A 24,925-nucleotide genomic window follows, 5' to 3' on the forward strand; every position below is an offset into this window, starting at 1 on the left:
AGACGTATGAAGCTCGTCCGCCGCAGCGCCGCGCCAACCAAACCGCTTGGCGCTGCGGCGGATGCATAGGGGGAGAACTGTTACCTATGTATCCGGTTCAATCTGTTACCCATCTATCGGCTGGACAAGCCTGGCCGGGGCGGTGCCGGCCTTTCAGAACAAATCAGAACGCCGCAACCGCGACCTAATCGTCCTTCAGCCGCCGCCAGGGCGAATTGTGGTCCGGGCCGCGCTTCAGGTCGTCCTCGCGCGAATAGTCGCCGTCGTCGAGGTCGATGACCTTGTCGCGCTGGCGGCGGAAGCCGCCGGTGGAGAAATTGCTGGCCACGACGATGCGGCCCTTGAGCCTGCTCCAGGCGAAGTCGCGCACCGGCGGCAGGAACAGGAGCAGGCCGACAATGTCCGTGATGAAGCCGGGGATGATCAGCAGGATCGCGGCGACCACGATCATGGCGCCATGGGCGAGCTGGCGGCTGGGGTCGTGGCCGGCGGCCATCTCGGCGCGGATGCGGGCCATGACACCGAAACCCTGGTGCCGCAGCAAAAGCACACCGGCGAAGCTCGAGGCCAGCACCAGGCCGACCGTCGCCAGCGCGCCGACCTCACGGCCGACGACGACGAAACCGGCGATTTCCAGCAGCGGCAGCGCGAGGAGAAAGAAGGGAAGCAGCGAAATGCGCAAGTCTTTACCGACCATTCGATTGTTTTGGCCCGCCGGCGACCAATCGCCGCTGGCACGGAGGCTGTTAGATAGGTATGCCTGCCTTTGATTTGAATGATTGCGCCTTGCGTTCTATATGCTTTGAATGGTGAACGCTATGCGACCGCGGCCTGTCGGCTTGACGGTCCGGCCTAGAGGCAGGGATTGATTGGCGGAAAATATGGGCTTCTTCGACTTCGGCACGATTTTCTTCCTGATCGCGGCGGTGGTGATCTTCTTCCAGCTGCGCAACGTGCTGGGCCGTCGGACCGGTAGCGAGCGGCCGCCCTTCGACCCCTACACGGCGGCGCGCACCGACAAGGAGGCCACGCAGAAGCCCGAAAACGTGGTTTCGCTGCCGCGCAAGCGGCTGCCCGGCGAGGCGGCGCCGGCCGACGCCTATACGGCGATCGACGCCTTCGCCAAGCCCGACACCGACCTCAACAAGGGCCTGCGCGCGATCAAGGACAACGACCCGTCCTTCGATCCCAAGGGTTTCGTCGACGGCGCCAAGATGGCCTATGAGATGATTGTCATGGCCTATGCCGACGGCGACCGCAAAACGCTGAAGAACCTTTTGTCGCGGGAGGTCTATGACGGGTTCGTCGCCGCGATCGGCGAGCGCGAGGCCAAGTCGGAAAAGATCCAGTCCTCCTTCGTCGGCATCGACAAGGCCGACATCGTCTCGGCCGAGATGAAGGGCGGCGAGGCGCATGTGACGCTGCGCATCATCAGCGAGCTGATCTCGGCGACGCGCGACCAGGCCGGCGCCGTCATCGACGGCGATCCGGAAACCGTGGCCGAGGTCAAGGATGTCTGGACCTTCGCCCGCGACACGCGCTCGCGCGATCCGAACTGGAAGCTCGTCGCCACCGAAGAAGAAGACTGAGCCCGGAACAGGCGGGCTCCGGTGTCGCTGTCGCCTCTCCTTGTTGAAAGGTCCTTCGGCGACCTGCCCGGCTGGAGCGACGACGACCATCTGCCGGCCTTCGAGGCGTTTGCCCGTTCGGCCTTGCATGTACCGATAAAACCCTATCGCAGCGGTGCGCTGGGCGTCGATTTCGGCGCCTTCGCCGAGGGCTATGCGCAAGCGCGCGGCGCCGCGCCGGCGAACCGATCCGAGGCCCGCGCCTTCTTCGAGCGCCATTTCGTTCCTATGCTGGTCCGGCCGGAAACCGGCGCCGGGCTCGTCACCGGCTTCTACGAGCCGCAAGTCGAGGCCTCGCCGGTGCGGACGGCGCATTTTACCGTGCCGCTGCTGTCGCGGCCGGCCGATCTTGTCGACGTCGACGACGCCAACCGGCCGGCCGGGATGGATCCTTATCTCGCCTTCGCCCGCCGGGCCGCCGACGGGCTGGCCGAATATCCCGACCGTGGCGCGATCGAGCGCGGCGCGATCGCCGGCCAGGGACTGGAGATCGCCTGGCTGGCCGACAAGGTCGATGCCTTCTTCATCCATGTGCAAGGCGCGGCGCGGCTCGTCATGACCGATGGGCGGCTTTGCCGCGTCACCTACGCCGCCAAATCCGGCCAGCGTTTCACCGGGCCGGGCAAGGTGCTGAGCGAGCTGGGGGAAATCCCGCTGGCGGACGTGACGATGCAGTCGATCCGCGCCTGGTTCAAGGCGCATCCGCGGCGCGTCGACGAGATCCTGTGGCGGAACCGTTCCTACATCTTCTTCCGCGAGGCCGCGGTGGATGACGCCGCGCTCGGGCCGATCGCGGCCGCCAAGGTGCCGCTGACGCCGGGCCGCTCGATGGCCGTCGACCGGCTGCTTCACACATTCGGCACGCCTTTTTACATCGACGCGCCGACGCTCACCGCCTTCGACAAAAGGCCGTTCCGGCGGCTGATGATCGCGCAGGACACCGGCTCGGCCATCACCGGACCGGCGCGCGGCGACCTGTTCGCCGGCTCGGGCGATACCGCCGGCGAGATCGCCGGCGTGGTGCGCAACGCCGCCGATTTCTACGCGCTGGTGCCGCGCGCGCTGGCCGGGGGCGCATGATGAGCAAGCGTCCGGACAAACTCAGCGAGGACGACCGGGTGCTGTGGAACCTGGTGGCGCGCACCGCCAAGCCGCTCAAGGGCCGCGCCGCCGTCGACATTGCAGACATGGCCGTCGATGCCAAGCCGACGCCGTCGCAGCCGGCCCAGCCCGCCGCCGGCCCGGCTGGCGCGGCAAAGCCGAAGGTGCAGCATGTCACGCACGGGCTCGACGAGCCGACCCTGGACAAGTTGCAGAAGGGCCGGTTGCCGATCGAGGGCCGCGTCGACCTGCATGGCATGACGCAGGACGAGGCCTATTCGCTGCTGTTCTCGTTCCTGCACCGGGCGCATGCCGGCGGCGTCCGCTATGTGCTGGTCATCACCGGCAAGGGGTCGTCCTCGGGCGGCGACGGTGTCTTGCGGCGCGCCGTGCCGGCCTGGCTGTCGACGCCGGCGTTCCGGCCGCTGGTCTCCAGCCACGACCATGCCGCCCGCAACCATGGCGGCTCCGGCGCGCTCTATATCAGGCTGCGGCGGGCGCGCTCGTGACGCCGTTCGGCGAGAAGCTGCGGGCGCTGAGAACCGAGCGCGGCGTCAGCCAGAAGGACATGGCCGCGGCGATCGGCGTCAGCGCCGCCTATCTCTCGGCGCTGGAGCATGGCCGGCGCGGCGCGCCGACCTGGACGCTGATCCAGAAGATCATCGGCTATTTCAACATCATCTGGGACGATGCCGAGGAGCTGGCGCGGCTGGCCGAAGCCTCGCACCCGCGCGTCAGGCTGGACACGTCGGGTCTTTCCCCCGCCGCCACCGAACTCGCCAATCTCTTGGCCGAGAACATCGAGAAGCTGGACGAGGCGGAATTGCGCCGCATTACAGGATCGATCCATGCGGCGTTGGGCCGGCGGGTGTGATCTAGATTCAACAGGATTTTGCGACGGGCGTCCGCCTGATCGCAAACCAGTGCCCGCCGGCGAAACGCCAGCGGGCAGCTGTGGCGCAATCAATATTTGCCGGTCGGGCCACCATTGGTGCTGCCGCCATTGGGATCGCGGCCGCCCTTGTCGTTATGATCGCGGCCACCATTGCCACCGCCCAGACAGTCCGACGCGCCGGCGGTGCCGCAACAACGGCCGGCCCAAAGGTCATTGAGCGTGGTCTTGACGCAGCTCGTGTCGGTCTGACCAGCCAGAGCGGATCCGGTCAGGGCCGATACCGCAGCGACGGCGAGAAGGGTATTGCGCAGGAAAGCAGTCATTTGAAGTCTCCATGGTTTGGGTTTCTGTCGTCCACGGCTGTGTGTCGCCGGGCGAACGGAAATGGTTCACGGAGGGATGAAAAATTTCGAGGGGCCCCAAAGGAGTTCGTCATCCACGGGCGGAGCGGTAGCGAAGCGGACGCGCAGACCCGAGGATCCATGCCGCGACCTGCGAACTCCGCAACGGTGCGGAACCTGGCGGTGCCGACATGAAGATAACCAGCGCGTGTTGCTGGGCCGTTGTGCTCTATGGTGATGTCACGGCATGGATCCCAGGGTCTCCGCGACGTCGCTTCGCGACTGCTGCGCCCTAGGATGACGAAGCGATGGTTACGCCGCCTCAAGCGCTCCCCGGCTGTCGGCCCCTACTGCACCGAACCTACCAGAACCTGCTGGCCGCCGCGGATCGAGACCCAGCGGCCGGTGTTGTCGATCGCCTGCCGCTTGAGGAAGCGGTAGCCGGTCTGGTCCCAGGGCTTGACCTTGTCGGTCAAATTGTCGAGCACATAATCGCCGCCGTCGGTGCGCACCGTCAGCACGGCGTGACCTTCGCCGTCGGGCTTGCGCACCACGGTTATCAAGAGATCGGCGAGCGAAACGCCCATGCGGGACAGCTGGCGCCGCTTCTCCAGCACATAGTCCTCGCAGTCGCCGACGCCCTTGTCGGGATAGGCCCAGACCTCGTCCGTGCCATAGATGTCCATGTCGCTCATCGGCTTGACTGATGCATTGACCCTGGCGGTGACGTTGAGCAGCTTGCGCATCAAGCCGTCGGTCAGGGTGGCCGGCGCGAGGCTGGCCGGACGGATCGAACATTCGCCCGGATGCTGCTTGCAGAAATCGTAGTGGCCGATCGGCTGCGAGGTGAGGCCACCGGTCGCCATCGCGTCCGAAGCCCAGGCCGGTGCCATCCAGCCTCCCGTTACTGCCAGCCCGGCTGCCACGCATACGCGCAGCCTTCGCATGGTTGAGGAATTCATTGTCCCCGCTCGCCCTGTTGTTAACGAAACGTTAAGGGCGATTTACACTCCGTGTCAATTACGACGTCGGGTTGATTTGCAGCATGGTTACCCGCGGGGAGGTACAGCGGCACTTGTGCAACAGAATCGGAGCCGGCCCGGCTCCGTTTCTAGAATTGCCTACCGCTTGGCGGTGCGGACCAGCTTCGGCTTCACCGCCACCCGGTTCTGGCGGCCATAGCTGGTGATGAAGTCGACGATGCGCGGCACGATCTCGGAGCGGAAGCGCGAGCCGTTGAAGACGCCGTAATGGCCGACCGCCGGCTGCATGTAATGCGCCTTCCTGTCGGCGGGGATGTTGACGCACAGGTCCTGCGCGGCCTTGGTCTGGCCAAGGCCCGAAATGTCGTCGTTCTCGCCCTCGACCGTGAACAGGGCAACGTTGCGGATGGCGGACGGATCGATCCTGGTGCCGCGATGCGTCATCTCGCCCTTGGGCAACGCATGGCGCACGAAGACGGTGTCGACGGTCTGCAGGTAGAACTCCGCCGTCAGGTCCATCACCGCCAGATACTCGTCGTAGAAGTCGCGGTGCTTTTCTGCATTGTCGCCATCATGCTTCACAAGGTGCATGAAGAAGTCCTTGTGGGCGATGATGTGGCGGTCGAGGTTCATGCTCATGAAGCCCGAAAGCTGCAGGAAGCCGGGATAGACCTCACGGCCAAAGCCCGGCACCGGCCAGGGCGCGCGCATGACGACGTTGTCGCGGAACCAGTCGATGCCCTTTTCTTCAGCCAGCAGATTGACCGCGGTCGGGTTGCGGCGGGTGTCGATCGGTCCGCCCATCAGCGTCATCGTCGAAGGGACGAAGGGGTCGCCGCGCGTTTCCATCAGCGAAACCGCCGCCAGCACCGGCACGGAAGGCTGGCACACCGCCATCAGATGGGTGTCCGGACCCAGCGTGTGCAGCATGTCGATGATGTAGTCGATATAGTCGTCGAGATCGAAGCTGCCATCGGCCAGCGGCACCATGCGCGCGTCGACCCAGTCGGTGATGTGGACATCGGCATAGGGCAGCATCGCCTCGACCGTGCCGCGCAGCAGCGTCGCGTAATGACCCGACATCGGCGCCACGATCAGCAGCTTCGGGTCGGCCTTGCGTCCGGCGGGAACGGCGCGCTCGAACCGGACGAGATTGCAGAACGGCTTCGACCAGATGGTCTTTTCGGTGACCGCGACGCTCTTCCAGTCGACCACCGTCTTGGCCAGGCCGAATTGCGGCTTGCCGTAGCGGCGCGTGGTGCGCTCGAACAGTTCGGCGCCGGCCGCGATCGATCGGCCCCAGGGTGTGTGCGAGACCGGATTGAGCGGATTGGAGTAGAAGAGCCGGACAGCGTCGGCATAGAGCCGGGCCGGCTGCAAGGCGGCATGGTTCATTTCGTAGAGCTGGTAGTACATCAAGAACCCCGCTGCTGCCTCGACCGAAGGGACGACGAGCAGCGCCGAGCCTTGAATGTCATGCGGGGAGGTTAACAACTAATTGCTGCGATGCAATACGTCACGTGGCGTGACCAATGCTTCTTTCGTCCAAAGCCTTGAAAACCGGCCCCGGACGGCACAGCCGGCTCAATGTGCGCCGCCGAAATGTGTAGGATATGTGTCAGGCCACCGCGCCGGACACCTGACCATGATCGCCGAAAAATACCCGCTTTGCGCGGCTGAGCCGCGGTCCGGGAGGGATCATGGTCAAGAGACGGTCATATCAGACGCGCGCCATGCAGACCGAAGTCTGGCCGGAGCCGATGAAGCCGAGCTGGCCGGCGGCGCCTTTCGACAGGTCGAGCACGCGGCCCTTGATGAAGGGACCACGATCGTTGATGCGCACGACGACGCTGCGGCCGTTGTTCTTGTTGGTGACCCGCAATTTGGTGCCGAAAGGCAGCGTGCGGTGGGCGGCGGTCATCGCCGAGGGGTTCATGCGCTCGCCCGAGGCGGTCCTCGAGTGCAGCGCGTACCAGGAAGCGCGGCCACACTGGCCGGCGGCGGCGGTTGCCGAAGTGGCGGAGGCGCCGACCATCAGGCCAGCAGCGATCGTTACCGCGACAAGCGCGGTCTGTTTTGGGGTCTTCATATTTGGGGGATGGCTCCGTTTTTGACAGACCCCAGCCGTTAGGTCGAGAATAAGGCAGGAAATGCGGCAGTGATCTGGCGGTTCCATGGCGAGATCACACGTTTGGAGTCACCGGGTAACAGTCTGTCAGGGATCTTCTGGAGCGCCGGGATCAGTTTTCGACCTTGTTTTGATCGGCACGAAGGACTTTCATGACAAGATTAGACGTTTATCTTCAAATAGAAACCTGCGCGATCTGGCCACCTCCTTCGGCTCTTTCATCGCGGCCACGGGGCCGCGATCGATCGACTTTCAAAATCGGGTCCGACAATGAGACTGATCAAAAATCTGCTGGCCTTGATCGTGCTGGCCATCGGTGCGCTGTGGTCGCTGCAGGGCATCGGCATGATCGGCGGCAGCTTCATGACCGGCCAGTCGCAATGGCTCTATATCGGCCTCGCCACCATGCTGATCGGCCTGGCAGGGCTGGTGTGGGCGAACCGTCGGCTTCGATGAAAGGTCGACCCCCACTCCGTCGAAGCGGCGACGGAGTGGGGGAAGCCGCTCGTCAATCGCGCCGCCGCCACAGGCCTAACCGACCGCCGCGGCCCTAACCGAACAGCTGGTCGAGAATCCTGCCTTCGAGGCGGGCAAGCTCGGCGGAGCCGCGGCGGCGCGGCCGTTCCACCGGCACATCCAGATCGAGCGCGATCCTGCCGCCGCTTATCACCACCACCCGGTCGGCGAGCGCAACCGCTTCGGCGACATCGTGCGTGACCAGCACGGCGGTGAATTTCTGGGCTATCCAGATACGCTCCAGCAATTGCTGCATCTCGATGCGGGTCAGCGCGTCGAGCGCCCCGAGCGGCTCGTCGAGCGCCAGGACCTGCGGGTGACCGACCAGCGCGCGGGCCAGCGCCACGCGCTGCTTCTGGCCGCCGGACAGCACCGAGGGCCATTCATCGGCTCGATCGGCGAGACCGACCTCGCCAAGGATATCCAGCACGCGTTTCCTGGCCTCCGCACCGGAGGCGATGCCGGTCAACCCGACCTCGACATTTTTCACCACGCTGGCCCAGGGCAGCAGGCGCGGTTCCTGGAACATGAAGCGCGTGCGGCTGTGGCCCTCTTCCTCGGCCCCCAGCGTCAGCGATCCCGAGGTCGGCCGGTCGAGCCCCGCGAGCAAGCGGAGCAGCGTGCTCTTGCCGCAGCCGCTTTTGCCGATGACGGCGACGAACTGCCCGACCGGCACGTCGAGATCGATGCCGTCGAGAACGGTCTTGTCGCCAAAGCGTTTCTCCACGCCCTTGAAGGCGAAGGCACGCCTGCCTTCGACCGATATCGCCGGGCGCGCTGGCGCTGGCGTGGTGACAAAGGAGCGGACGGCGGTCAGACTGGCGGCTGGCATCGAATACTCATCCGTTCTGAAAGGCGGGATGCCAGCCGAGCGACAGGCGCTCGAGCAGGCGGGCGAGACTGTCGGCGAGCTTGCCGAGCAGCGCGTAGATCAGGATCGACAGCACGACGACATCGATCAGCAGGAACTCGCGCGCCTGCATGGCCATGTAGCCGAGCCCGGAGCTGGCCGAGATGGTTTCGGCGACGATCAGCGTCAGCCACATGATGCCCAAGGCGTAGCGCAGGCCGACGAAGATCGCCGGCAGCGCGCCGGGCAGGATGACGCGGAAGAACAGCGCGCGCCGGTCCATGCCGTAGACGCGGCCCATCTCCACCAGTTGCGGGTCAACGCTCTGGATGCCGAGCAGCGTGTTGACGTAGATCGGAAAGAACACGCCGAGCGCCACCAGGAACAGTTTTGCTTCCTCGTCGATGCCGAACCACAGGATGACCAGCGGAATCAGCGCCAGGTGCGGAATGTTGCGGATCATCTGCAGCGTGGTGTCGGTCAGGCCGCGGCTGAGCGTCGACAGCCCGTTGGCAAGGCCGAGCGCGAAGCCGATCGAGCCGCCGACGGCGAAGCCGGCCAGGGCGCGCGCCGTCGAGACGCCGATGTTGCGGATCAGTTCACCGGACAGCGTCAAACGCCAGAAGGCCTCGGCGACGGCGCTTGGTGCCGGAAGCACGTTGGCCGGCATGACGCCGGCGCGGGACGCCACCTCCCAGCCGGCAAGCACCAGCACCGGCAATAGCCAGCCGATGCCGTTCCTGCGCAGGTGCGTGGAAAAGCTCATGACGCGGCCTGCAGGCGGGCCGCGCCATGGAAGCCGACGGAGAATTCGTTGGCGATGTCTTCGCGCGGCTTGAGCCGCCTGGTACCAAGCCCGAGCTTGGGGAAGAGCAGTTCGGCGACGCGATAGGCTTCCTCGAGATGCGGATAGCCGGAGCCGATGATGGTGTCGATGCCGATCGCCTGGTACTCGCGAATGCGGTCGGCGACCTGCTCCGGCGTGCCGACCAGCGCGGTGCCGGCACCGCCGCGCACCAGCCCGACGCCGGCCCACAGATTGGGCGAGACGACCAGCCTGTCGCGGCGGCCGCCATGCAGTTCGGCCATGCGGCGCTGGCCGACCGAGTCCATCTGGTTGAGGAACCGCGCCTGCGCGTTCTCGATCTGGGCATCGGTGACGTGGCTGATCAACCGGTCGGCGGCACGCCAGGCTTCGTCCTCGGTTTCGCGAACAATGAAATGCAGCCGGATGCCGAAACGCAATTCGCGGCCGCGCAATGCCGCTTTCGCGCGCGCCGAAGCCAGCTTTTCGGCGACCTGCGCCGGTGGCTCGCCCCATGTGAGGTACATGTCCACCAGGTCGGCGGCAAGATCGTGCCCGGCGTCGGACGAGCCGCCGAAATAAAGCGGCGGCCGCTCCTGTGATGGCAGAAGGTCGAGGCGGCCATTCTCGACGCGGTAATATTTGCCGTCGAAATTGACGCGCTCGCCGGACACCAGACCGCGCCAGATGGTCAGGAATTCATGCGCCTGCGCATAGCGCTCGTCATGCGGCAGGAAGACGCCGTCGCCGGCAAGCTCGGCCGGATTGCCGCCGACCACGACATTGAGCAGCAGGCGGCCGTTGCTCAGACGGTCGAGTGCCGCCGTCTGGCGCGCCGCGAAGGTCGGCAAGGTCACGCCCGGCCGCAGCGCGACGAGGAATTTGAGCCTTTCGGTCAGCGTCGCCAGTCCAGTCGCGGTGATCCAGGAATCCTCGCAGTTCTGCCCGGTCGGCAACAGCACGCCGGGGAAGCCGAGCCGGTCGACTGCCTGCGCGATCTCCTTGAAATAGCCGAACTCCGGCGGCCGCTGCTGCTGCTCGGAGCCAAGATAGGAACCGTCGCCGTGCGTCGGGATGAACCAGAAGAAATCGAGTGGCTTGGCTGGCGTGGTCAAGGCGGGCCTCCTGGAGGTCAAGGCACAACGGCAACGGCGCCGGGCGTTTCTCCACCCGGCGCCGCGTGGCGAAAGATCAATTGCCCGGCGCTGTCCAAACCGCGTCGGAAATCCGCACCGCCTTGGGGATCAGGCCGAGCTTGTAGAAGCGGTCGGCGGTAGCCTGCTGGCCGGCAACGATCTCGTCGGTGATCGGAAAGATGCCGAACTTGCTGCGATTGGCGGCGATGGTCTGTGCGTCGAGCGGCACCCCGGTCACCTCATGCAGCGCTTGCGCCACCTTGTCGCGATTCTGGTCCGCCCATTTCGCCGCCTCGCCAAGCGCGGCGATGGTCGTGGTGACGATTTCGGGATGCGCCTTGGCGAAATCCTTGTTGGCGAGGAAATAGGTGTTGACCTTGAGCACCTCGCTGGAGCGGGCCAGCACACGCGGCTGGTAGCGGGTTTCGGCGATGGCAAAGAACGGATCCCAGACCGCCCAGGCATCGATCTGGTCGCTGGCGAAGGCGGCGGCCGCATCCGCCGGGCTGAGATAGACCGGCGTGATCTGATCGAAGGCGACACCTGCCTTTTCCAGCGCGGCGACGAGAAGATTATGCGCACTGGTGCCCTTGCCGACGCCGACGCGCTTGCCCTTGAGGTCGGCGACCGCCTGGACCGGCGAGGCCGGCTTGACGAAGATCGCCTCGCCTTCGCCATTGGACGGCAGCGCCGCGGCATAGACGATGTTGGCGCCGGCCGATTGACCGAAGATCGGCGGCGCGTCGCCGGTCCAGCCGGCATCGATGGCACCGACATTGAGCGCTTCGACCAATGGCGGCCCGGCGGTGAACTCGACCCACTTCACGGTGACGCCCTTGTCGCCGAGCGCCTTCTCGATCACCTGCTGCTGCCTGGCGATCACCGGCAGGCCGGTCTTCTGGTAGCCGATGCTGAACTGCTTCAGGTCCTGCGCGGCGGCGCCGAACGACAGCACGACTGTCGCGGCCACGAGGCCAATGCCGAAAACGCGTCTCGTCAGATTGAACATGATCCCTCTCCTTCAATGCGCGGCAGGAAATGTCCTCACCGGTTGGAAGATGGATCAGGCTAGGTAGCTATAAATTTAGTAGAGAAATAATTTGGCGAGATGATTGTGACGGGCGGAATTTTTTTCTACGGCACCTATACCTTCGTCATCCTAGGGCGAAGCAGGAGCGAAGCGACGCGGCGCAGACCCTAGGATCCATGCCGTGACTTTGGTCGTAGAATGCGACGGATCAGAAACGACGCTTACACGCTCACTCACCCGGATTACGCTTCAAACATGACCGGCTATGTCTACATGACCGCAAGCCAGAAACGTGGCACTATCTACATTGGCGTCACCAACGACCTCGGCCGCCGTGTACCCGAGCACAAATCTGGCCAAGGCTCAGGCTTTACCAGTCGCTACGGCGTGCAACGCCTTGTCCGGTACGAAGAGTATTTCGACATCACTGATGCGATCCAACGTGAGAAGTCCCTGAAACGCTGGCCACGCCAATGGAAGATCGAGCTGATCGAGAAAGCTAATCCGGAATGGTTCGAACTCTTTCGCGGAACTGGGTGGTGAGCCGTTTTTGCACCGTTGCAACGCACCACAGTCGCGGCATGGATCCTAGGGTCTGCGCGCGTCGCTTTGCTCCTTGCTTCGCCCTAGGATGACGAAGACGTGGAGGCTAGCGCGAAAGATCGCTAACGCTATGCGTCGGTGCGCCAACCGCCAGCCACTCACTGCGACCAGTACTGCCAGGCCCAATAAAAGCTCTCGTCGCGCGGCGGCAGGCGGTCGTGCCCGGCGCGGAGATGGACCGGCGCCGGCGAGCGCGGGCCGTCCTCGTTTGCCGCTTTGTCGTCGGCGGCAAGGCCGAGCAGCCAGGAGCCGACATGAGCAAACAACACGGCGGTGGAATGGGTCATCGTCATTCTCCTCTTCCGATCATTCACGCCCCGCCCACGGGACGAGCACGCGCTCGATCCGGCGGATGGTGAATTCGAGCACGAAGGCGATGGCCGCGATCACCAATATGCCCATCACCACCACGTCGGTGACGAGGAACTGGGCCGCGGACTGGATCATGAAACCAAGGCCGCGCGTCGCCGCCACCAGTTCGGCCGCGACCAGTGTCGACCAGCCTGCGCCGAGCGCGATGCGCAGGCCGGTCAGGATCGAGGGCAGGGCGCTGGGCAGGATCACGTGGCGGACCACCTGGGCTCGCGTCGCGCCAAGCGAGCGCGCGGCGTTGATGCGCTCCCGCGAGACGCCGCGGACGCCCGAGGCGGTCGACAGGGCGACCGGCGCCAGCATGGCGATGGCGATCACCAGGATCTTCGACGGCTCGCCGATGCCGAACCAGATGATGACCAGCGGCAGATAGGCCAGCGGCGGGATCGGCCGCAGGAATTCGAGCAGCGGATCGAAGATGCCACGCCCGACCGTGCTGATGCCGATGGCGAGCCCCACCGGCACACCGACCAGGATGGCGGCGACCAGCGCGGCAAAGACGCGGCCTAGGCTGGCGACGACATGCTGCAGCAGCGTCGCGTCGACGAAGCCGTCGCGGATGACGACGACGAACTTGTTCCACACGGCGAGCGGCGAAGGCAGGAACACCGGCGACACCAGCTGCAGGCGGGCCGACAGCGTCCAGAGCGCCAGCACGGCCAGGATGGTGACGGCGCTGACCATGCGTGCCGAAACGCCGGTCCGTTTCGTCCGTGGCCTGGACCAGGGCACCGACAGGCCGTCGGTTTCGTCCGTCCCTGAACCGGGCCGTTCCGTGTAGGAGGAAATGGTCATGCCGCCTCTCCCTCGAAGATCGCGTCGGTCAGTTCGCCGCGCGCCGCCGCGAAGGCCGGGTCGTCCTTGATGGCGCGAATGGGCTCGCCGGAGGCATAGCGCCGGGAGAAGCCCGGCTCGAAGGTTCGCACCACGCGCCCGGGGCCGGGCGCCAGCACGACGACGCGGGTGGCGAGCACCAGCGCTTCCTCAATGCCGTGCGTCACCATCAGCACGCCGGCGTGGCTTACCGTCCAAAGGTCGAGCAGCGTCGTCTGCATGCGTTCGCGCGTCAGCGCGTCGAGCGCGCCGAGCGGCTCGTCGAGCAGCAGGAATTCGGGTTCGGCGGCGAGCGCGCGGGCAAGGCCGACACGCTGGCGCATGCCGCCGGACAGCTCCCAGATGCGCTTGTCGCCGGCGTCGCCGAGCTTCACCAGGTCCAGCAGCCGGTCGGCGCGCCGCGCCCGCTCGGTCGGCCTGACACCGCGCAGCCGCAGCGCGAAGGCGACGTTCTCGCGGGCGGTCAGCCAGGGAAACAGTGCATCGTTCTGGAACACCACCGCCCGGTCCGAACCGGGTCCGGTGATCGGCTGGCCGTTGATCGAGGCCGTGCCGCGCGCGGGCGCGACCAGGCCGGCGGCGACGTTGAGCAGCGAGGTCTTGCCGCAGCCGGAGCGGCCGACAAGGACGACGAAATCGTCCTTGGCAACTGCGATCGAGACCCGCTCGACGGCGGGCGCCGGCTGGCCGTCATAGTGGATGGAGATGTTGTCGAGCACGAGATGCGGCATGGGGGCCTCGCCGAGCAATTCCAGGAAAAGTGTGAGGCGGTTTTCCGTCCGGAATTGCGTCAGGGATGAATCGGTTCGGTAAAATCCGCCTGCCCCGAAACCGCGCCTCGTCAGCGGCTCCGGGACAGGCAACGCACGGCGTCAGGGAAGGTGAGCCGCGCGTTAAGCCGTCAGTTCGAGGCCAGCGCCCCGGTGACGTATTTCGACGTCACGTATTTCGAGTAGTCCGGCAGCACGGCGTCGACCTTGCCTTGCTCCTTGAGGAAGGCGGACGCGGCCGCGACCGCCTTGACCGTGCCGCCGCCGAGGAATTTGTCCGAGGCCTGCTCTTCAAGCGTCGGGAACACATAACCCTTCAGGAGCTCCGGCACTTCTTCCAGCTTGGCGCCGGTGAGCCTGGCGATCGACGCGGCTTGCGGCGACGACACCGACCAGGCGTCGGGCTTGGCGAGATATTCGGCATAGGCTGATCCCGTCACCTTGACGAAGTCGCGCACGGCTTCCGGATTCTTGTCGGCGAAGTCGGTGCGCACGATCCAGGCATCGAAGGTCGGCGCGCCCCAAGCGGCGACCTGCGAGGAATCCAGCACCACCTTGCCCGATGCTTGATTTGCCCCAGCGCCGGATCCCAGACATAGGCGGCATCGATATCGCCGCGCGCGAAGGCGGCGGCGATTTCCGGCGGCCTGAGATTGAGGATCTGGACCGACTTCGGATCGACATTCTCATGCTTGAGCGCGGCAAGCAGGCTGTAATGCGTCGTCGACACGAACGGCACGGCGACCTTCTTGCCGGCGAGGTCGGCGACCTTCTCGATACCGGCGCCGTTGCGGGCGACCAGCGCTTCCGACGGCCCGATCAGGCCGACCACGAAGATGGTCTGGATCGGCAGTTCGCGGCTGGCGGCGGCCGCCAGCGGGCTCGAGCCGACATAGCCGATATCGACCGAGCCGGAGGCGACCGCGGCGATGACGTCGGCGCCGGAATCGAATTTACGCCAGTCGATGCTGGCCTTGGTGGCCTTTTCATAGGCGCCGTCGGCCTGCGGCACTTTCGAGGGCTCGATCACCGTCTGGTAGCCGATGGTGATCTTCAGGTCATCGGCCATGGCCGGAGCGAGGAACGCGGCGCCGGCAAGGGCCGCGGAAGAGAGGAGAATGATGCGGCGTGAAATGCTGGACATGAAAGGCTCCTTGAAAAAGGGGAAAACCGGATTGCCCGTTCATAGTCAGCTAATTCTATGGTTCTTGTAGAGTTAAATCCTTCCAAGGAAGAAGGGCTTGTTGGAAAAAAGCTGCCGATGAGAGGGCGCCGAGGCGGAAAGGGCGGCTCCGGCGCCCACCCTGACGTCGCGGCACGGCGTCGGGGGGCGAAATCGTCGGGCTGGGACCGTCACTGTCCACCGAACGGTGGACGACCCGAAATTCCTTTCGTGGTGGTCTGCGTCTACCTCTAGTCCCGATCCAATGGGCACCCATAGATTTCAAATGCTTGGAGAATACGATGACAATTGAGGATGATTGCGAATGCAATACAATTTGCCCGCAATACCAGCACTGTATTTGTATTTATCACCACGACGAAGGATATTGTGACTGCACTTGCGGGCCGCTGCAGATCCTATCCGAGCGCGCCGCAAAGCGGCCGTCGCACAGCATTATAAATATCTGCGTAAAGGGTGCCGAATTGTCGGCCGTGGCGGCGTTCCTGAGCAGGTACAGCGAGGAAGAATTGTTCATCCCGGCCGCGCGCGCGAGGACGAAAATTTCGCTCGAGATCAAAAAGACAACGCTTGCCAGCGTGATCGAGCACATTGGTTTGCGGATCGGACTGCCTGGTTGAAATGAATTCCCGCGACGGGGCCGCTTGAGTTCTTTGCTGGTTGCAACCGGCCCGCGCCGTATGTCTCCCCGCAGCCCGGGGTCTGCTCACAGGGCTACGCCACGCCAGCCATGGGCGACGCCAGCGACGCGGCGAGCTGAACCAGCTCGGCCTGTCGCCGCACCCCGGTCTTCTCGAACAGCCGCAGCAAATGCGTCCTGACCGTGCTCCGGCCGATATTGAGGGCATCGGACGTCTCCTCCACCGTGCGGCCCGCCGCGATCTGCTCGAAGACGCGCGCCTCGGCCGGCGTCAGGCCGAACAGCGCCGCGACCAGCGCGGTCGGCGCGACAAAGGGCGTATCCGCGCGTGCGACAAACACCGCCGCCACCACGCTGGCATCGAACGCCCCGCGCCCCGGACGCAGCGGCAGCACGTGCAAGGCTCCGGCCGAGCCGTCCTTCCAGCGTATCGGAACTCCCAGTCCCTTGCGATCGATGGCGCTTTCGTCCTGTGCCGCCTGCGATACCGCGACGGCCAGCGCGCTGGACACGGCGGCGACCCTGGCGCTGAGAACTCCGTTGCGGATGTTCAGCAACTCGCCCGTGGCGACGATGTCCTGGGCAGCTGGATTGGCATGCACGACATGCAGATCGGCGGTGGTGAGAAGGATCGGCGCCGTCAGCGTGTCGAGCACCGTCTGGAAGGTCGACCGGGCAATCGCCGCCATGTCCAGCAGCCGGTTGATCGTCGCGGCGCGCTGCAGATGCGGGATCAGCAATCGGGCGGCCTCGATCTGCAGATCGCTGATGGGAGCGGCATCGACATGGCGGCTGAAGGACAGCGAGCCTAGACCACGCCCATCCCGCGCGAGCGGCAGCGCCAGGGAATCGATCATGCCTTGCGGTTTGCCGCACTCCACGAAATAGCGGTTCGTCGTGGTGTCGAGGTTGGGATTGACTTGGCTCAACACCGCCGGCCGATCCATCGGCAGCGAGCCTACCACCGCCATCCCACCCCATAGCTCGACGATTTCAGCGCCGTAGCTGGCCATCCGGTCGACATAGGGCTGCGGGATGTTGCTGGTCACGTTGACCAGCACCTCGCCCGACGGCAATGCTTGCAGGCGGATGGCGGCGGTCCCGAAGCCGAGCGCGATGCGCATCTCCTCGATCGCGACGGGCCAGCGCGCGGGATCGATCGCGGCGTCGTAGATCAGCCCGATCAGTTCGGACAACTGAGCCATCGAGAAGGCAGAACGCATCGCCACCATCCTTGCCGCACGGCAACAAAATCCTTGCTGTACCGCAGCAAAATTAAAGCATGATCCGGATCGGGCAAGCCCTTTGATCATCTCCCGACGGGGATGGTCATCCGCCCCCGGGCGCTACCATCGAACTCCGGCCGTCGCTATCCACCGAATGGTGGAAGACGCGGCATTCTCTTTGTGTTCGGTTGCCCCCCGTCGGGTGCTGCGGTCCTGCGCGGAATTCGAGGGCGTCGGTGTTTGCAAGGCGAGTGCTGTTCGGGGACGGCAGCACAGCCGCCAAGTGCGCAACTGCTTGATTGTCAGCCCAGCCATGGACGGAGCCTCTCCGACCGGCCCGGCCAGCGTGCGGGACCGACAGCGCCGGCAGGGGACTTGGTGGATTGTCTGGCAATGAAGCGAGGGCTTTGGGCGTGATTGCAGAAACGATTGGATGCGTGAGCGTATTGGAAGACGCCGCTGCCGAGACAATAAGCGAAACAGTCGCGACAAAGTGCCAAGGGCGAAAAGGCAATGGACTAATGTCGGCCGCGACGGCGGTTTTCGGTGGACTGGCTTCCTCCCAAGTGCCCGCCCTCGGGACGGCAGTGATGGTGGCGATCGCGGCCACCGGCTTTGTCGCCTTCACGCCGGGCGCAGCACGCGCGGGAGTCATCTGCTCGGATTTCAATGGTGTGGACGGTGGAGCAGCCTATGCCGGAGGCTCGACCCGCTCCACCGCATGCGGATATTTCGCCAACAGCAATGGCGATTTCTCGACAGCTATGGGCGATAGCGCGGGCGCCATTGCGGACAACAGCGTGGCGCTCGGCTACCTCGCTAACGCGGGCGGTTACTATGACCCCTATGGCAGCCCCACTATCAACTATGAGAATTCGAACACGACAGCCATCGGCGCCGGGGCTCAGGCCGGGGCCCGAGGGGCGGGCGGGTCAAATGCCACCGCCATTGGCGCTTCGGCTAAAGCGCGCGCTTTGAACTCCACCGCGCTGGGCGCGGGTGCGACCGCCCTCCAAGACAACTCCATGGCGATCGGAGCGGGCGTTACGGCGACGCGCGAAAATCAGGTCATGCTTGGCACGGGCAGCAACACCTACACGCTGGCCGGGATCACTTCGCAGGCGAGCACGGCCGCGCAGGCCGGCCCGACCTATCTGGTGACGACAGACGCCGGCGGCAATCTGGCGGCGTCGACATTCGATGTGGCCACGCTTACGAATTTGCCTGCACAGGTCGCCCAGAACGGCATCGCCATCGCCGATCTGAACAGCACAGTGAGCAGCCACACGACGCAGATCACCGCCAACACCACCGAGCTCGCCGACCACGAAACGCGCATCGCCAACAACACCTCACAGATCAACACCAACACCCAAGAACTCGCCAATCATGAGACGCGTATCACCAACAACACCAACGAGATCGCGGATCTCGATACCAGGGTGACGACCAACACCGCCAACATCACCCAGCTCGACGGCCGCGTCGGCGATCTCGAGGCGGGCTTCCGCGACCTTGGCGACCAGATCAGCGAAAACCGCACCGAGGCCCGTGCCGGCACCGCGCTGGCTCTGGCCACGGCGGGGCTGCGCTATGACGACAGGCCGGGAAAATTGTCGCTGGCCGGCGGCTTCGGCAACTTCAAGGGCCAGTCGGGCCTGGCGCTCGGTCTCGGCTACAATCCCAGTCTGGATTTCCGGCTCAACGCCGCCTTGTCGGCGACCACCAATCGCGGCGATGTCGGCGTCAGCCTCGGGGCTTCGTGGACGCTGAACTGATCACGAGTGCGAGGGGGCCGCTGGCGGCCGCGTTCCCACAGACGCGGTCGCCAGTATCGCCTGCCGCCGGCTCGATTCCGACTTCAGAGGTCACATGAAGCGCCTCCACTGTTCGGCGACAGGGCCGGTGACCCGGGCCGCCCTGGCAGCCTTGCTGTCGGCCGGCTTGATGGCGGCATCCCCGGGCGTTGCCTGGGCGCAGACCAAAAAGGCCGAGAAGGGCGACAAGGTCCGCGCGACCCACCCGGCCAGCATCGACCGCAACGGCGTGCTGATCCTGATCCGCGGCACGCTTCTGGCGCTCGACCAGGCCAACAAGACCGGCAATTACACCGTGCTGCGCGATCTCGGTTCACCGAATTTCCAGGCCAACAGCGCCGCCCAACTCGGCGACATCTTTGCCAACCAGCGCAAGCAGGCGCTCGATTTCGGCGCCGTCGCCGTGCTCGATCCACAGCTGACCTTGCTGCCGCAGATCGAACCGAACGGCATGCTGCACATGGCTGGCTTTTTCCCGTCGGTGCCAATGCAGGTCAATTTCGAGCTTCTGTTCGAGCCGGCCAACCGGCAGTGGAAAATCTACGGCGTGTCGGTCAACCTCACCTCTGGATCACCGCAGGCGCCCGACACGCCGGTCGCCGAACAACAGAAGTCCAACGATGCCGGTTCGCCACCGGACGCGCCTTCGATGGAGGTGCAGCCGAAGAAGCCGATGAAACCCTGACATCCGTCGCGCATCGCGCCGGCGCCAGGGCGGTTCCCAAGGGAAAGCGCTCACACTTTCCGTGGAATTGCCCTATGGCAGCAATCCCACGCGCAGCGCGCTTGCCAGCAAGGACAGCGCGAAGACGAACAGACCCGAACTGAAGCCGAGATTGACGTAGCGCAGGCCGCGCGCGCTCAGCCGCTTTCGCAGATGGTTGGTGGCCAGCGTCAGCGTTGTCCACCAGCTTGCCGAACCGATCAGCACGCCGGCCGATACAAGCGCCAGGGTTTGCCAGGACGGCAAGCCCGCCCCCAGGATCCCCGGCGTGAGCGTGAGGAAACCAAGCAGTGTCATCGGGTTGCCCAACGTCCAGATCAGCCCCGTCAGATAGGCCCGGCCCGACGGCATACGGCGCTGCAGGGACGTGTCCAGCGACGGTGTCAGCCGCGCCGCCGTTGCGGCCATGTAGAGCAGGAACATGCCGGCGCAGAGCTGCAGCCATACGTGCCAGCCCATCAGCATGTGCGCCACCGCCCCGAGCCCGGCGGCGGCAATAGAGGCATAGACCGAATGTGTGGTCGCCGCGCCATAGCCGGTCGCCAGACCGGGTACGATGCCGCCGGCGATCGTGCGCTGCACGCATAAGAGCCCGGTGGGACCGATGGGCGCGGCGACCGCGAACCCCAGCAAGGCGCCCCGCATCATGTTGAGGAGAAGTTCCGGCGTGCCCGACATGCTGACAGATCTTCCTTTGACCGCACGTCGTCGGGGGAGCCCGGCCAGGCAACAGCCTGGGCCAGATGCCAGCCGTGGCCGGCAACGGTCACCCGTTTTCGTGAGCTGCTTCGACATTCTTCCGGTAGGACGGCCGTTGGCGGGGCTGACAAGCCAGTCGTCTTGAATCTCTCCAAGTATTAGCGAAATGTAATGTTCCGTCTCGCGCTATAGAGACGGCGTTCTGTCCCGTGAGTTGAAGACCTGACCGATGTGCCGGCGCATTCACTGGCGGTGGAGAAAATCTAGAATTCTCCTGATGCGCGTCACATGCTTTTGAATTCAGTCCAACCTTAAGCCGGCGCACCCAATCACGAAATGGTCGTCGCGGCGTCCACCATTTGGATTAGGCTTGACACCCAGCTTCTATTTTTTTCTACTGACTTGATCGCGAAATCGAACGAGGATTGATCCCGTTGAAGCGATATCGGCGCAGCAGCACGCCATGTCCGACCGGGGCCGCCAGCCCATGTTGGTCAGCATGACTGCCCGATCCTATCCGGCGGAGCGCATTTCAGAACTCATCGGCACCATCTACGATTGCGTCCTCGATCCTGGCCGATGGCCATCGGTCGTCGACAACATTCGATTGGGAGCTGAAGTTCTGCTACGCGGTTCTCGGGTGTATCCGCTTCCGGGCGGCGAAGTTACGCTCGGCGTCGCGACAGGCATCGATTCGGTGAGGCTCGGCGAGGTTCCCGCCCATGGCCAGGACCTGGTCGCCCTCTGGGGTGGCGACATCAGGGTCAAACAATATCCGCTCGAGGAGCCGTGGCTCAAGGCCACGCGCTATGATGTCGTCTGTCTTCAAGAACTCAAAACCTCGGATGAGAAGTTCGGTTGAGGCGATCGGCGGCGCTGCTTACGGCGAGCTGGCCAGCGGCATTGAGCGAGGCGCTGCGTGAATGTGTGATTTGAGCCGTGAACGACATGGAAAGGGACAGACCTCACCCACGCAAAATCTTGAAGGCACGATATGAACTTTGACATTAGGGCCAGAGTGTCGCTTCTGATCAACGCTAACCCGCAGGTTGTCTTCGACGCATGGGTTGACCCACCTGCGATGGAGCAATGGCTTTTCAAATCGCCGACTAACATCCTGAGGGCAGTGACCAATCCGCAACCGGGCGGGACATACTCGATCATCGAGCACGACGGGGACAGCGTCATTACGCATGACGGCATATACTCGGTGGTCGACCGCCCTGCCCGCTTAGCATTCAGCTTGGTAGTTCCCCAGCACTTCATCGAGATCCTGATTGCGTCCGAGGGTACGCAGTCACGCCTTGATTTCCTGGCCGCCGGAGACGGGCCTGAAGACGCGCAGAACCTTTGGAACCGGATGCTCGCAAATCTCGCCGAGCTGTTGAACCGAAAGTGAGTGGCCAAGGACAGCCACCGCCATTTCTTGGGCTATTAGCAAGTCAACTTTCCGGGGCGGAGCCGAAAGCAGGCGTTCCGTTTTCGGCATGGCTGTTAGGCCGACATTGAGGTTACGCGTGCCGCCGACAGCACAGCCAGCCCTCGTCTTTGTGGCTAAAACGACATAGAGCGATCGCATAAAGGGTCGAGGCATAGCGGCGCGTGACCGCGATGCAACATGATGGGCGTCGAGGGCCGTGGCATCGCCCCTGTGAGAGCAGGATTCCCGAATTAGCTGGCTTGGCGCAATTCCGTACCTCGAATTGGAATGGAATTGACAAACCATTTCGCGCCAGCGCGCATAAGTATAGTAATCTTATCGACATAGAGAATTGGAGGCGACGATGACGGGCCATTTCGAGCGTATCGCGATTGCCGGCGTCACCGAATCCCGGCGGCCGGCCGGTGCGCGTCTAAACCCCGTTTCTGTGTCGCTGGCGTCACAAGGCGGGCCTAAAATCGCCGCAACGGTTTGAAAATCAAGCAAGATCAACCGCAATTGGCTTGTATATCATGTCACTAGAATTTATGTGTCATGGATGGTTCGGCGCGGCGGGGAGGCACGCCGGGCGTTTCGCAACGGATGGCTTCGCGCCGTCTCATGACAGAGAAACGTTCGCTTCATGCTCACCAAAAAAGGCAAGTACGGCCTCAAGGCGCTCGTCCATCTCGCGCGGATGCCGGCCGGGCAACTCGCTTTCGTCAACGACATCGCCGTCGCCAACAACATCCCGAAGAAATTTCTCGACGCCATACTGGGTGAGCTGCGCAATGCCGGCTTCGTCCAGAGCCGCAAGGGCAAGGATGGCGGCTACCGCCTGGCGCGACCCGCCGACGAAATCAAGGTCGGCCACGTCGTGCGCGTGCTGGACGGTCCACTGGCCCCGATCCCCTGCGCCAGCCGAACACAATATCAGCGCTGTGAAGACTGCAACGAGGCGACATGCCAAGTCCGACATCTGATGCTGGAAGTCCGGCAGGCGATCGCCGAGGTGCTCGACCAGCGCAGCCTCGCCGAGATGCGCGACATTGCCGACGACCTCCCGGTCGCGCGGGACGACCTGCCGGTGAAGGTCCTGGCCTGAAGCCGGCGCTTCGTACGGGGCTCGCTCGCGCATGACCGGGCGAACCAACTCGATCAATTCCATCATCATCGTCGGCGGCGGCGCCAGCGGCGTCGTGCTGGCCGCGCATCTGCTCAAATCGCCCAATCCGGACCTGCGCGTCACGCTGATCGAAAAGCGCCCGCATTTCGGCCAGGGCATCGCCTATTCGACACTGCTGTCGGCGCATGTGCTGAATGTCGGCGCGGCCGGCATGAGTGCCTATGCCGACGATCCCGGCAATTTCTGGCGCTGGCTGCTGGAGCGCGGGCTGGCGACAGCAGAGCAGGCGCCGGTCTACGCGCCGCGCAGCCTCTATGCCCGCTATCTCAAGGAATTGCTCGACGATCTGGAAACGCGCGAGCGCGAGACCGGACGGCTGCGCCTGATCCGCGAGGAGAGCCTGTCGATCTCGCCCACCGCGTCCGGGGTCGAGGTGGCACTCGCCAACGGCACCAGCGTGGTCGCCCATCTTGCCGTGCTCGCCACCGGCCATGACGAACAGCCCGCGCAGGGCCATGCGATCCGGATGGGATCGGAGGCCGACACCGCGCTCGATCCAGACAGCCGGATCGTGGTGCTGGGCACGGGCTTGAGCATGGTCGACGCCTTCCTTTCCCTGGAGCAGCGCGGCCATCGCGGCGACATCATCGCGGTGTCGCGGCGCGGCCTGCTGCCCTCGCCGCACCGCAAGGGCAATCCGATCAAGCTCGACGTCGCCGACATCCCGCTCGGCACCCAGCTTTCCTATTTCGTCGGCTGGTTCCGCGACCTCATCCGCGAGAACCAGAAGGCAGGCGTCGACTGGCGCGACGTCGTCGACGGCCTGCGCCCCTTCAACCAGAAGATCTGGCAGAACTGGCCCGCCTCGGCCAAGCGCCGCTTTGTCGAACACACCAAGGCCTGGTGGGACATCCATCGCCACCGCATGGCACCCGAGGTCTACGCCAGGGTGACGGAGGCGGTGCAATCGGGGCGCATCCGGCCGATCGCCGGGCGCGTCGTCGGCGTCACGCCGGGCGACGGCTTCGCGGTGGAGGTCCAATCGCGCCACACCCAGCGCCTCGAAACATTCGACGCCGCCCGCATCTATGATTGCTCCGGCATCGTGCGCGACATCTCGACCTCGTCGAACAGCGTGGTGCGCTCGCTGGTCGACCGCGGTCTGGCGCGGCCCGATCCGCTGCGCATCGGCCTCGACGTCTCGGCCGATTGCGAGATCATCGCCGTCGACGGCACCGTCTCGCGAAAAATCCTCGCCGTCGGGCCGCTGACGCGCGGCACCTTCTTCGAGATCGACGCCATTCCCGATATCCGCGTCCAGTGCGCCAGGCTGAGCAAGCGGTTGCTGGGATAGAGCAATTCCGGCGGCGATCGTATTTTTGGCGACCCGTCTTCGGCTCACCCGAAAGCGGCTTCCGTGATCGCACCATAGTCGGCTGGGTGCAGTCTGGTATTTATTCGGGGCGGCCCTATGTCAGCCGAACAACTTCCGTTCTTAACTATAAGACGGCAGGACTAAAGTCTTGCGTGCCGGTAGACCTTGGTCTGAGGGGCCTTCAAACGTTCCGTACTTGTCCATTGGACGTTCCGTACTTTAGTCAACTGAGATATACGTGACTTGACGCAGACCCGTTGCAAACGGGGCGTGATACCAGCGCTTTCGGTGTTGCTGATTTGCTCGGAAACCCGGTTTCGAGCCGGGCCTTCCTTTTTAGCCCCCAACGGCCAATTTCGACCGAATTTCCCTGACGGCGTTTGCGATGGCGTCAGCGGTCGTGAGGTCGAGAGCCATCCAAAAATGCCTTCCGTTGTCCGGATCGAAAGGATGCCTGGAAGGCCCTTCTCATCCTTGCACCCAGGTTACGATTTGACGCTGGCCTAGGCTGCCAAGGGGGAAAAGAATGGCCGGTGCGGGGATGCTTGGGTTGAAAGCAGGTCGCACCGGCCATCGCGGGTTAGGCTTCGATTTGGGATCGTCCCCCGCATGACCAAGCTATATGTATATTAGCTATAGCTCAACTGAGACTGAAGTCCCTCCCGCAGTCAGCCGGAGGGATAGCGTTCAGCCGCCCAATGCCTCACACACGGCGCGCGCGGT

27 protein-coding genes and 1 pseudogene are annotated in these 24,925 nt (G+C 64.4%); 13 read left to right on the forward strand and 15 right to left on the reverse strand.

Features of this window, described 5'->3' with window-relative positions; genetic code table 11:
• Positions 1–184 precede the first annotated feature (184 nt).
• Entirely contained in the window at positions 185–682 is a 498-nt protein-coding gene (locus EN851_RS33155) for an FxsA family protein (protein ID WP_135930987.1), read from the reverse strand.
• A gap of 199 nt (positions 683–881) precedes the next feature.
• On the opposite strand from EN851_RS33155, the gene EN851_RS33160 reads away from it, so the two are divergent.
• From EN851_RS33160 to EN851_RS33175, 4 genes are read left to right on the forward strand one after another with little or no spacing between them, the layout of a single operon-like run.
• Positions 882–1,589 (forward strand): Tim44/TimA family putative adaptor protein, encoded by a 708-nt coding sequence (locus tag EN851_RS33160; RefSeq protein WP_127277701.1) that lies wholly within the window; start codon positions 882–884, stop codon positions 1,587–1,589.
• Between the two features lie 21 nt (positions 1,590–1,610).
• Positions 1,611–2,708 carry a murein transglycosylase A gene (locus tag EN851_RS33165; protein ID WP_135930956.1) on the forward strand — a complete coding sequence of 366 codons (1,098 nt, stop codon included), beginning with the start codon at positions 1,611–1,613 and terminating at the stop codon, positions 2,706–2,708.
• Positions 2,708–3,238: a Smr/MutS family protein gene (locus EN851_RS33170; protein ID WP_135930957.1), complete on the forward strand. Its 531-nt coding sequence runs from the start codon at positions 2,708–2,710 to the stop codon at positions 3,236–3,238. Before EN851_RS33165 ends, EN851_RS33170 begins: the two co-directional genes overlap by 1 nt.
• The gene (locus EN851_RS33175; protein ID WP_135930958.1) at positions 3,235–3,603 is read left to right on the forward strand and encodes a helix-turn-helix transcriptional regulator; all 369 of its coding nucleotides are present in this window, start codon (positions 3,235–3,237) and stop codon (positions 3,601–3,603) included. The genes EN851_RS33170 and EN851_RS33175 overlap by 4 nt, the downstream gene beginning before the upstream one ends.
• 89 nt (positions 3,604–3,692) lie before the next feature.
• On the opposite strand, the gene EN851_RS33180 is transcribed toward EN851_RS33175, so the two are convergent.
• The 4 genes from EN851_RS33180 to EN851_RS33195 all read right to left on the reverse strand — a co-directional run bounded on the left by EN851_RS33180 (position 3,693) and on the right by EN851_RS33195 (position 7,037).
• Positions 3,693–3,947 (reverse strand): hypothetical protein, encoded by a 255-nt coding sequence (locus tag EN851_RS33180; RefSeq protein WP_135930959.1) that lies wholly within the window; start codon positions 3,945–3,947, stop codon positions 3,693–3,695.
• Positions 3,948–4,312: 365 nt separating this feature from the next.
• Positions 4,313–4,927 (reverse strand): transglutaminase-like cysteine peptidase, encoded by a 615-nt coding sequence (locus EN851_RS33185; protein WP_127277695.1) that lies wholly within the window; start codon positions 4,925–4,927, stop codon positions 4,313–4,315.
• Between the two features lie 159 nt (positions 4,928–5,086).
• Positions 5,087–6,364: a polyhydroxyalkanoate depolymerase gene (locus tag EN851_RS33190; protein ID WP_127277696.1), complete on the reverse strand. Its 1,278-nt coding sequence runs from the start codon at positions 6,362–6,364 to the stop codon at positions 5,087–5,089.
• A 304-nt stretch (positions 6,365–6,668) separates the two neighbouring features.
• Positions 6,669–7,037, reverse strand: a complete 369-nt coding sequence (locus EN851_RS33195; protein WP_127277697.1) for a septal ring lytic transglycosylase RlpA family protein — start codon at positions 7,035–7,037, stop codon at positions 6,669–6,671.
• Between the two features lie 309 nt (positions 7,038–7,346).
• Here EN851_RS33195 and EN851_RS36575 point away from each other — a divergent pair, with 309 nt between their 5' ends.
• On the forward strand, positions 7,347–7,532 hold the full coding sequence (locus tag EN851_RS36575; protein ID WP_172737369.1) for a hypothetical protein: 186 nt from the start codon (positions 7,347–7,349) through the stop codon (positions 7,530–7,532).
• 94 nt (positions 7,533–7,626) lie between these two features.
• Here EN851_RS36575 and EN851_RS33205 read toward each other — a convergent pair whose 3' ends face one another.
• From EN851_RS33205 to EN851_RS33220, 4 genes are all read right to left on the reverse strand, one after another.
• Entirely contained in the window at positions 7,627–8,424 is a 798-nt protein-coding gene (locus EN851_RS33205) for an ATP-binding cassette domain-containing protein (protein WP_135930960.1), read from the reverse strand.
• Positions 8,425–8,431: 7 nt separating this feature from the next.
• Positions 8,432–9,208, reverse strand: coding sequence for an ABC transporter permease subunit (locus EN851_RS33210; RefSeq protein WP_127873554.1), 777 nt, complete (start codon positions 9,206–9,208; stop codon positions 8,432–8,434).
• Positions 9,205–10,362, reverse strand: a complete 1,158-nt coding sequence (ssuD, locus tag EN851_RS33215; RefSeq protein WP_189521994.1) for an FMNH2-dependent alkanesulfonate monooxygenase — start codon at positions 10,360–10,362, stop codon at positions 9,205–9,207. Before ssuD ends, EN851_RS33210 begins: the two co-directional genes overlap by 4 nt.
• Before the next feature lie 76 nt (positions 10,363–10,438).
• Entirely contained in the window at positions 10,439–11,392 is a 954-nt protein-coding gene (locus tag EN851_RS33220; protein ID WP_135930962.1) for a sulfonate ABC transporter substrate-binding protein, read from the reverse strand.
• A 276-nt stretch (positions 11,393–11,668) separates the two neighbouring features.
• On the opposite strand from EN851_RS33220, the gene EN851_RS33225 reads away from it, so the two are divergent.
• Positions 11,669–11,956 (forward strand): GIY-YIG nuclease family protein, encoded by a 288-nt coding sequence (locus EN851_RS33225; protein ID WP_135930963.1) that lies wholly within the window; start codon positions 11,669–11,671, stop codon positions 11,954–11,956.
• Between the two features lie 158 nt (positions 11,957–12,114).
• Here the strand turns inward: EN851_RS33225 and EN851_RS33230 are convergent, their stop codons facing one another.
• The 4 genes and pseudogenes from EN851_RS33230 to tauA all read right to left on the reverse strand — a co-directional run bounded on the left by EN851_RS33230 (position 12,115) and on the right by tauA (position 15,136).
• Positions 12,115–12,303: a hypothetical protein gene (locus tag EN851_RS33230; protein WP_127873551.1), complete on the reverse strand. Its 189-nt coding sequence runs from the start codon at positions 12,301–12,303 to the stop codon at positions 12,115–12,117.
• Positions 12,304–12,322: 19 nt separating this feature from the next.
• The gene (locus tag EN851_RS33235) at positions 12,323–13,183 is read right to left on the reverse strand and encodes an ABC transporter permease subunit (RefSeq protein WP_135930964.1); all 861 of its coding nucleotides are present in this window, start codon (positions 13,181–13,183) and stop codon (positions 12,323–12,325) included.
• Complete coding sequence (locus tag EN851_RS33240; protein WP_135930965.1) at positions 13,180–13,953, reverse strand: taurine ABC transporter ATP-binding protein; 774 nt, start codon at positions 13,951–13,953, stop codon at positions 13,180–13,182. Before EN851_RS33240 ends, EN851_RS33235 begins: the two co-directional genes overlap by 4 nt.
• Before the next feature lie 170 nt (positions 13,954–14,123).
• Positions 14,124–15,136: pseudogene (gene tauA, locus EN851_RS33245) on the reverse strand (taurine ABC transporter substrate-binding protein).
• A 320-nt stretch (positions 15,137–15,456) separates the two neighbouring features.
• Between tauA and EN851_RS33250 the strand changes: the two are divergent.
• Entirely contained in the window at positions 15,457–15,795 is a 339-nt protein-coding gene (locus EN851_RS33250) for a hypothetical protein (protein WP_127280499.1), read from the forward strand.
• Between the two features lie 94 nt (positions 15,796–15,889).
• Here the strand turns inward: EN851_RS33250 and EN851_RS33255 are convergent, their stop codons facing one another.
• Complete coding sequence (locus EN851_RS33255; protein WP_189587328.1) at positions 15,890–17,011, reverse strand: helix-turn-helix transcriptional regulator; 1,122 nt, start codon at positions 17,009–17,011, stop codon at positions 15,890–15,892.
• 620 nt (positions 17,012–17,631) lie between these two features.
• On the opposite strand from EN851_RS33255, the gene EN851_RS33260 reads away from it, so the two are divergent.
• Both EN851_RS33260 and EN851_RS33265 read left to right on the forward strand, forming a co-directional pair.
• The gene (locus EN851_RS33260; RefSeq protein ID WP_245520869.1) at positions 17,632–18,819 is read left to right on the forward strand and encodes a YadA-like family protein; all 1,188 of its coding nucleotides are present in this window, start codon (positions 17,632–17,634) and stop codon (positions 18,817–18,819) included.
• 94 nt (positions 18,820–18,913) lie between these two features.
• Positions 18,914–19,543, forward strand: a complete 630-nt coding sequence (locus tag EN851_RS33265; RefSeq protein WP_135930966.1) for a hypothetical protein — start codon at positions 18,914–18,916, stop codon at positions 19,541–19,543.
• A gap of 72 nt (positions 19,544–19,615) precedes the next feature.
• On the opposite strand, the gene EN851_RS33270 is transcribed toward EN851_RS33265, so the two are convergent.
• Positions 19,616–20,260, reverse strand: coding sequence for a LysE family transporter (locus tag EN851_RS33270; RefSeq protein ID WP_167531557.1), 645 nt, complete (start codon positions 20,258–20,260; stop codon positions 19,616–19,618).
• 484 nt (positions 20,261–20,744) lie between these two features.
• Between EN851_RS33270 and EN851_RS33275 the strand changes: the two genes are divergently transcribed.
• From EN851_RS33275 to EN851_RS33295, 4 genes are all read left to right on the forward strand, one after another.
• Positions 20,745–21,143 carry a hypothetical protein gene (locus EN851_RS33275; RefSeq protein ID WP_189521996.1) on the forward strand — a complete coding sequence of 133 codons (399 nt, stop codon included), beginning with the start codon at positions 20,745–20,747 and terminating at the stop codon, positions 21,141–21,143.
• Positions 21,144–21,275: 132 nt separating this feature from the next.
• Positions 21,276–21,680, forward strand: a complete 405-nt coding sequence (locus EN851_RS33285) for an SRPBCC domain-containing protein (RefSeq protein WP_135930968.1) — start codon at positions 21,276–21,278, stop codon at positions 21,678–21,680.
• A gap of 664 nt (positions 21,681–22,344) precedes the next feature.
• The gene (locus EN851_RS33290; protein WP_135930969.1) at positions 22,345–22,806 is read left to right on the forward strand and encodes an Rrf2 family transcriptional regulator; all 462 of its coding nucleotides are present in this window, start codon (positions 22,345–22,347) and stop codon (positions 22,804–22,806) included.
• A gap of 31 nt (positions 22,807–22,837) precedes the next feature.
• Positions 22,838–24,181 carry an FAD/NAD(P)-binding protein gene (locus EN851_RS33295; protein ID WP_135930970.1) on the forward strand — a complete coding sequence of 448 codons (1,344 nt, stop codon included), beginning with the start codon at positions 22,838–22,840 and terminating at the stop codon, positions 24,179–24,181.
• Positions 24,182–24,925 lie beyond the last annotated feature (744 nt).

The organism is Mesorhizobium sp. M8A.F.Ca.ET.208.01.1.1 (assembly GCF_004791315.1).
Taxonomy (GTDB): domain Bacteria; phylum Pseudomonadota; class Alphaproteobacteria; order Rhizobiales; family Rhizobiaceae; genus Mesorhizobium.

What these genes read in the sequence shown, in the direction of transcription:
- EN851_RS33160 (WP_127277701.1), top strand. Translation starts at nt 882, where the DNA reads ATGGGCTTCTTCGACTTCGGCACGATTTTCTTCCTGATCGCGGCGGTG.
- EN851_RS33170 (WP_135930957.1), top strand. Translation starts at nt 2,708, where the DNA reads ATGAGCAAGCGTCCGGACAAACTCAGCGAGGACGACCGGGTGCTGTGG.
- EN851_RS33180 (WP_135930959.1), bottom strand. Translation starts at nt 3,947, where the DNA reads ATGACTGCTTTCCTGCGCAATACCCTTCTCGCCGTCGCTGCGGTATCG.
- EN851_RS33185 (WP_127277695.1), bottom strand. Translation starts at nt 4,927, where the DNA reads ATGAATTCCTCAACCATGCGAAGGCTGCGCGTATGCGTGGCAGCCGGG.
- EN851_RS33190 (WP_127277696.1), bottom strand. Translation starts at nt 6,364, where the DNA reads ATGTACTACCAGCTCTACGAAATGAACCATGCCGCCTTGCAGCCGGCC.
- EN851_RS33195 (WP_127277697.1), bottom strand. Translation starts at nt 7,037, where the DNA reads ATGAAGACCCCAAAACAGACCGCGCTTGTCGCGGTAACGATCGCTGCT.
- EN851_RS36575 (WP_172737369.1), top strand. Translation starts at nt 7,347, where the DNA reads ATGAGACTGATCAAAAATCTGCTGGCCTTGATCGTGCTGGCCATCGGT.
- EN851_RS33205 (WP_135930960.1), bottom strand. Translation starts at nt 8,424, where the DNA reads ATGCCAGCCGCCAGTCTGACCGCCGTCCGCTCCTTTGTCACCACGCCA.
- EN851_RS33210 (WP_127873554.1), bottom strand. Translation starts at nt 9,208, where the DNA reads ATGAGCTTTTCCACGCACCTGCGCAGGAACGGCATCGGCTGGCTATTG.
- EN851_RS33220 (WP_135930962.1), bottom strand. Translation starts at nt 11,392, where the DNA reads ATGTTCAATCTGACGAGACGCGTTTTCGGCATTGGCCTCGTGGCCGCG.
- EN851_RS33225 (WP_135930963.1), top strand. Translation starts at nt 11,669, where the DNA reads ATGACCGGCTATGTCTACATGACCGCAAGCCAGAAACGTGGCACTATC.
- EN851_RS33230 (WP_127873551.1), bottom strand. Translation starts at nt 12,303, where the DNA reads ATGACCCATTCCACCGCCGTGTTGTTTGCTCATGTCGGCTCCTGGCTG.
- EN851_RS33235 (WP_135930964.1), bottom strand. Translation starts at nt 13,183, where the DNA reads ATGACCATTTCCTCCTACACGGAACGGCCCGGTTCAGGGACGGACGAA.
- EN851_RS33240 (WP_135930965.1), bottom strand. Translation starts at nt 13,953, where the DNA reads ATGCCGCATCTCGTGCTCGACAACATCTCCATCCACTATGACGGCCAG.
- EN851_RS33250 (WP_127280499.1), top strand. Translation starts at nt 15,457, where the DNA reads ATGACAATTGAGGATGATTGCGAATGCAATACAATTTGCCCGCAATAC.
- EN851_RS33260 (WP_245520869.1), top strand. Translation starts at nt 17,632, where the DNA reads ATGGTGGCGATCGCGGCCACCGGCTTTGTCGCCTTCACGCCGGGCGCA.
- EN851_RS33265 (WP_135930966.1), top strand. Translation starts at nt 18,914, where the DNA reads ATGAAGCGCCTCCACTGTTCGGCGACAGGGCCGGTGACCCGGGCCGCC.
- EN851_RS33270 (WP_167531557.1), bottom strand. Translation starts at nt 20,260, where the DNA reads ATGTCGGGCACGCCGGAACTTCTCCTCAACATGATGCGGGGCGCCTTG.
- EN851_RS33275 (WP_189521996.1), top strand. Translation starts at nt 20,745, where the DNA reads ATGTCCGACCGGGGCCGCCAGCCCATGTTGGTCAGCATGACTGCCCGA.
- EN851_RS33285 (WP_135930968.1), top strand. Translation starts at nt 21,276, where the DNA reads ATGAACTTTGACATTAGGGCCAGAGTGTCGCTTCTGATCAACGCTAAC.
- EN851_RS33290 (WP_135930969.1), top strand. Translation starts at nt 22,345, where the DNA reads ATGCTCACCAAAAAAGGCAAGTACGGCCTCAAGGCGCTCGTCCATCTC.
- EN851_RS33295 (WP_135930970.1), top strand. Translation starts at nt 22,838, where the DNA reads ATGACCGGGCGAACCAACTCGATCAATTCCATCATCATCGTCGGCGGC.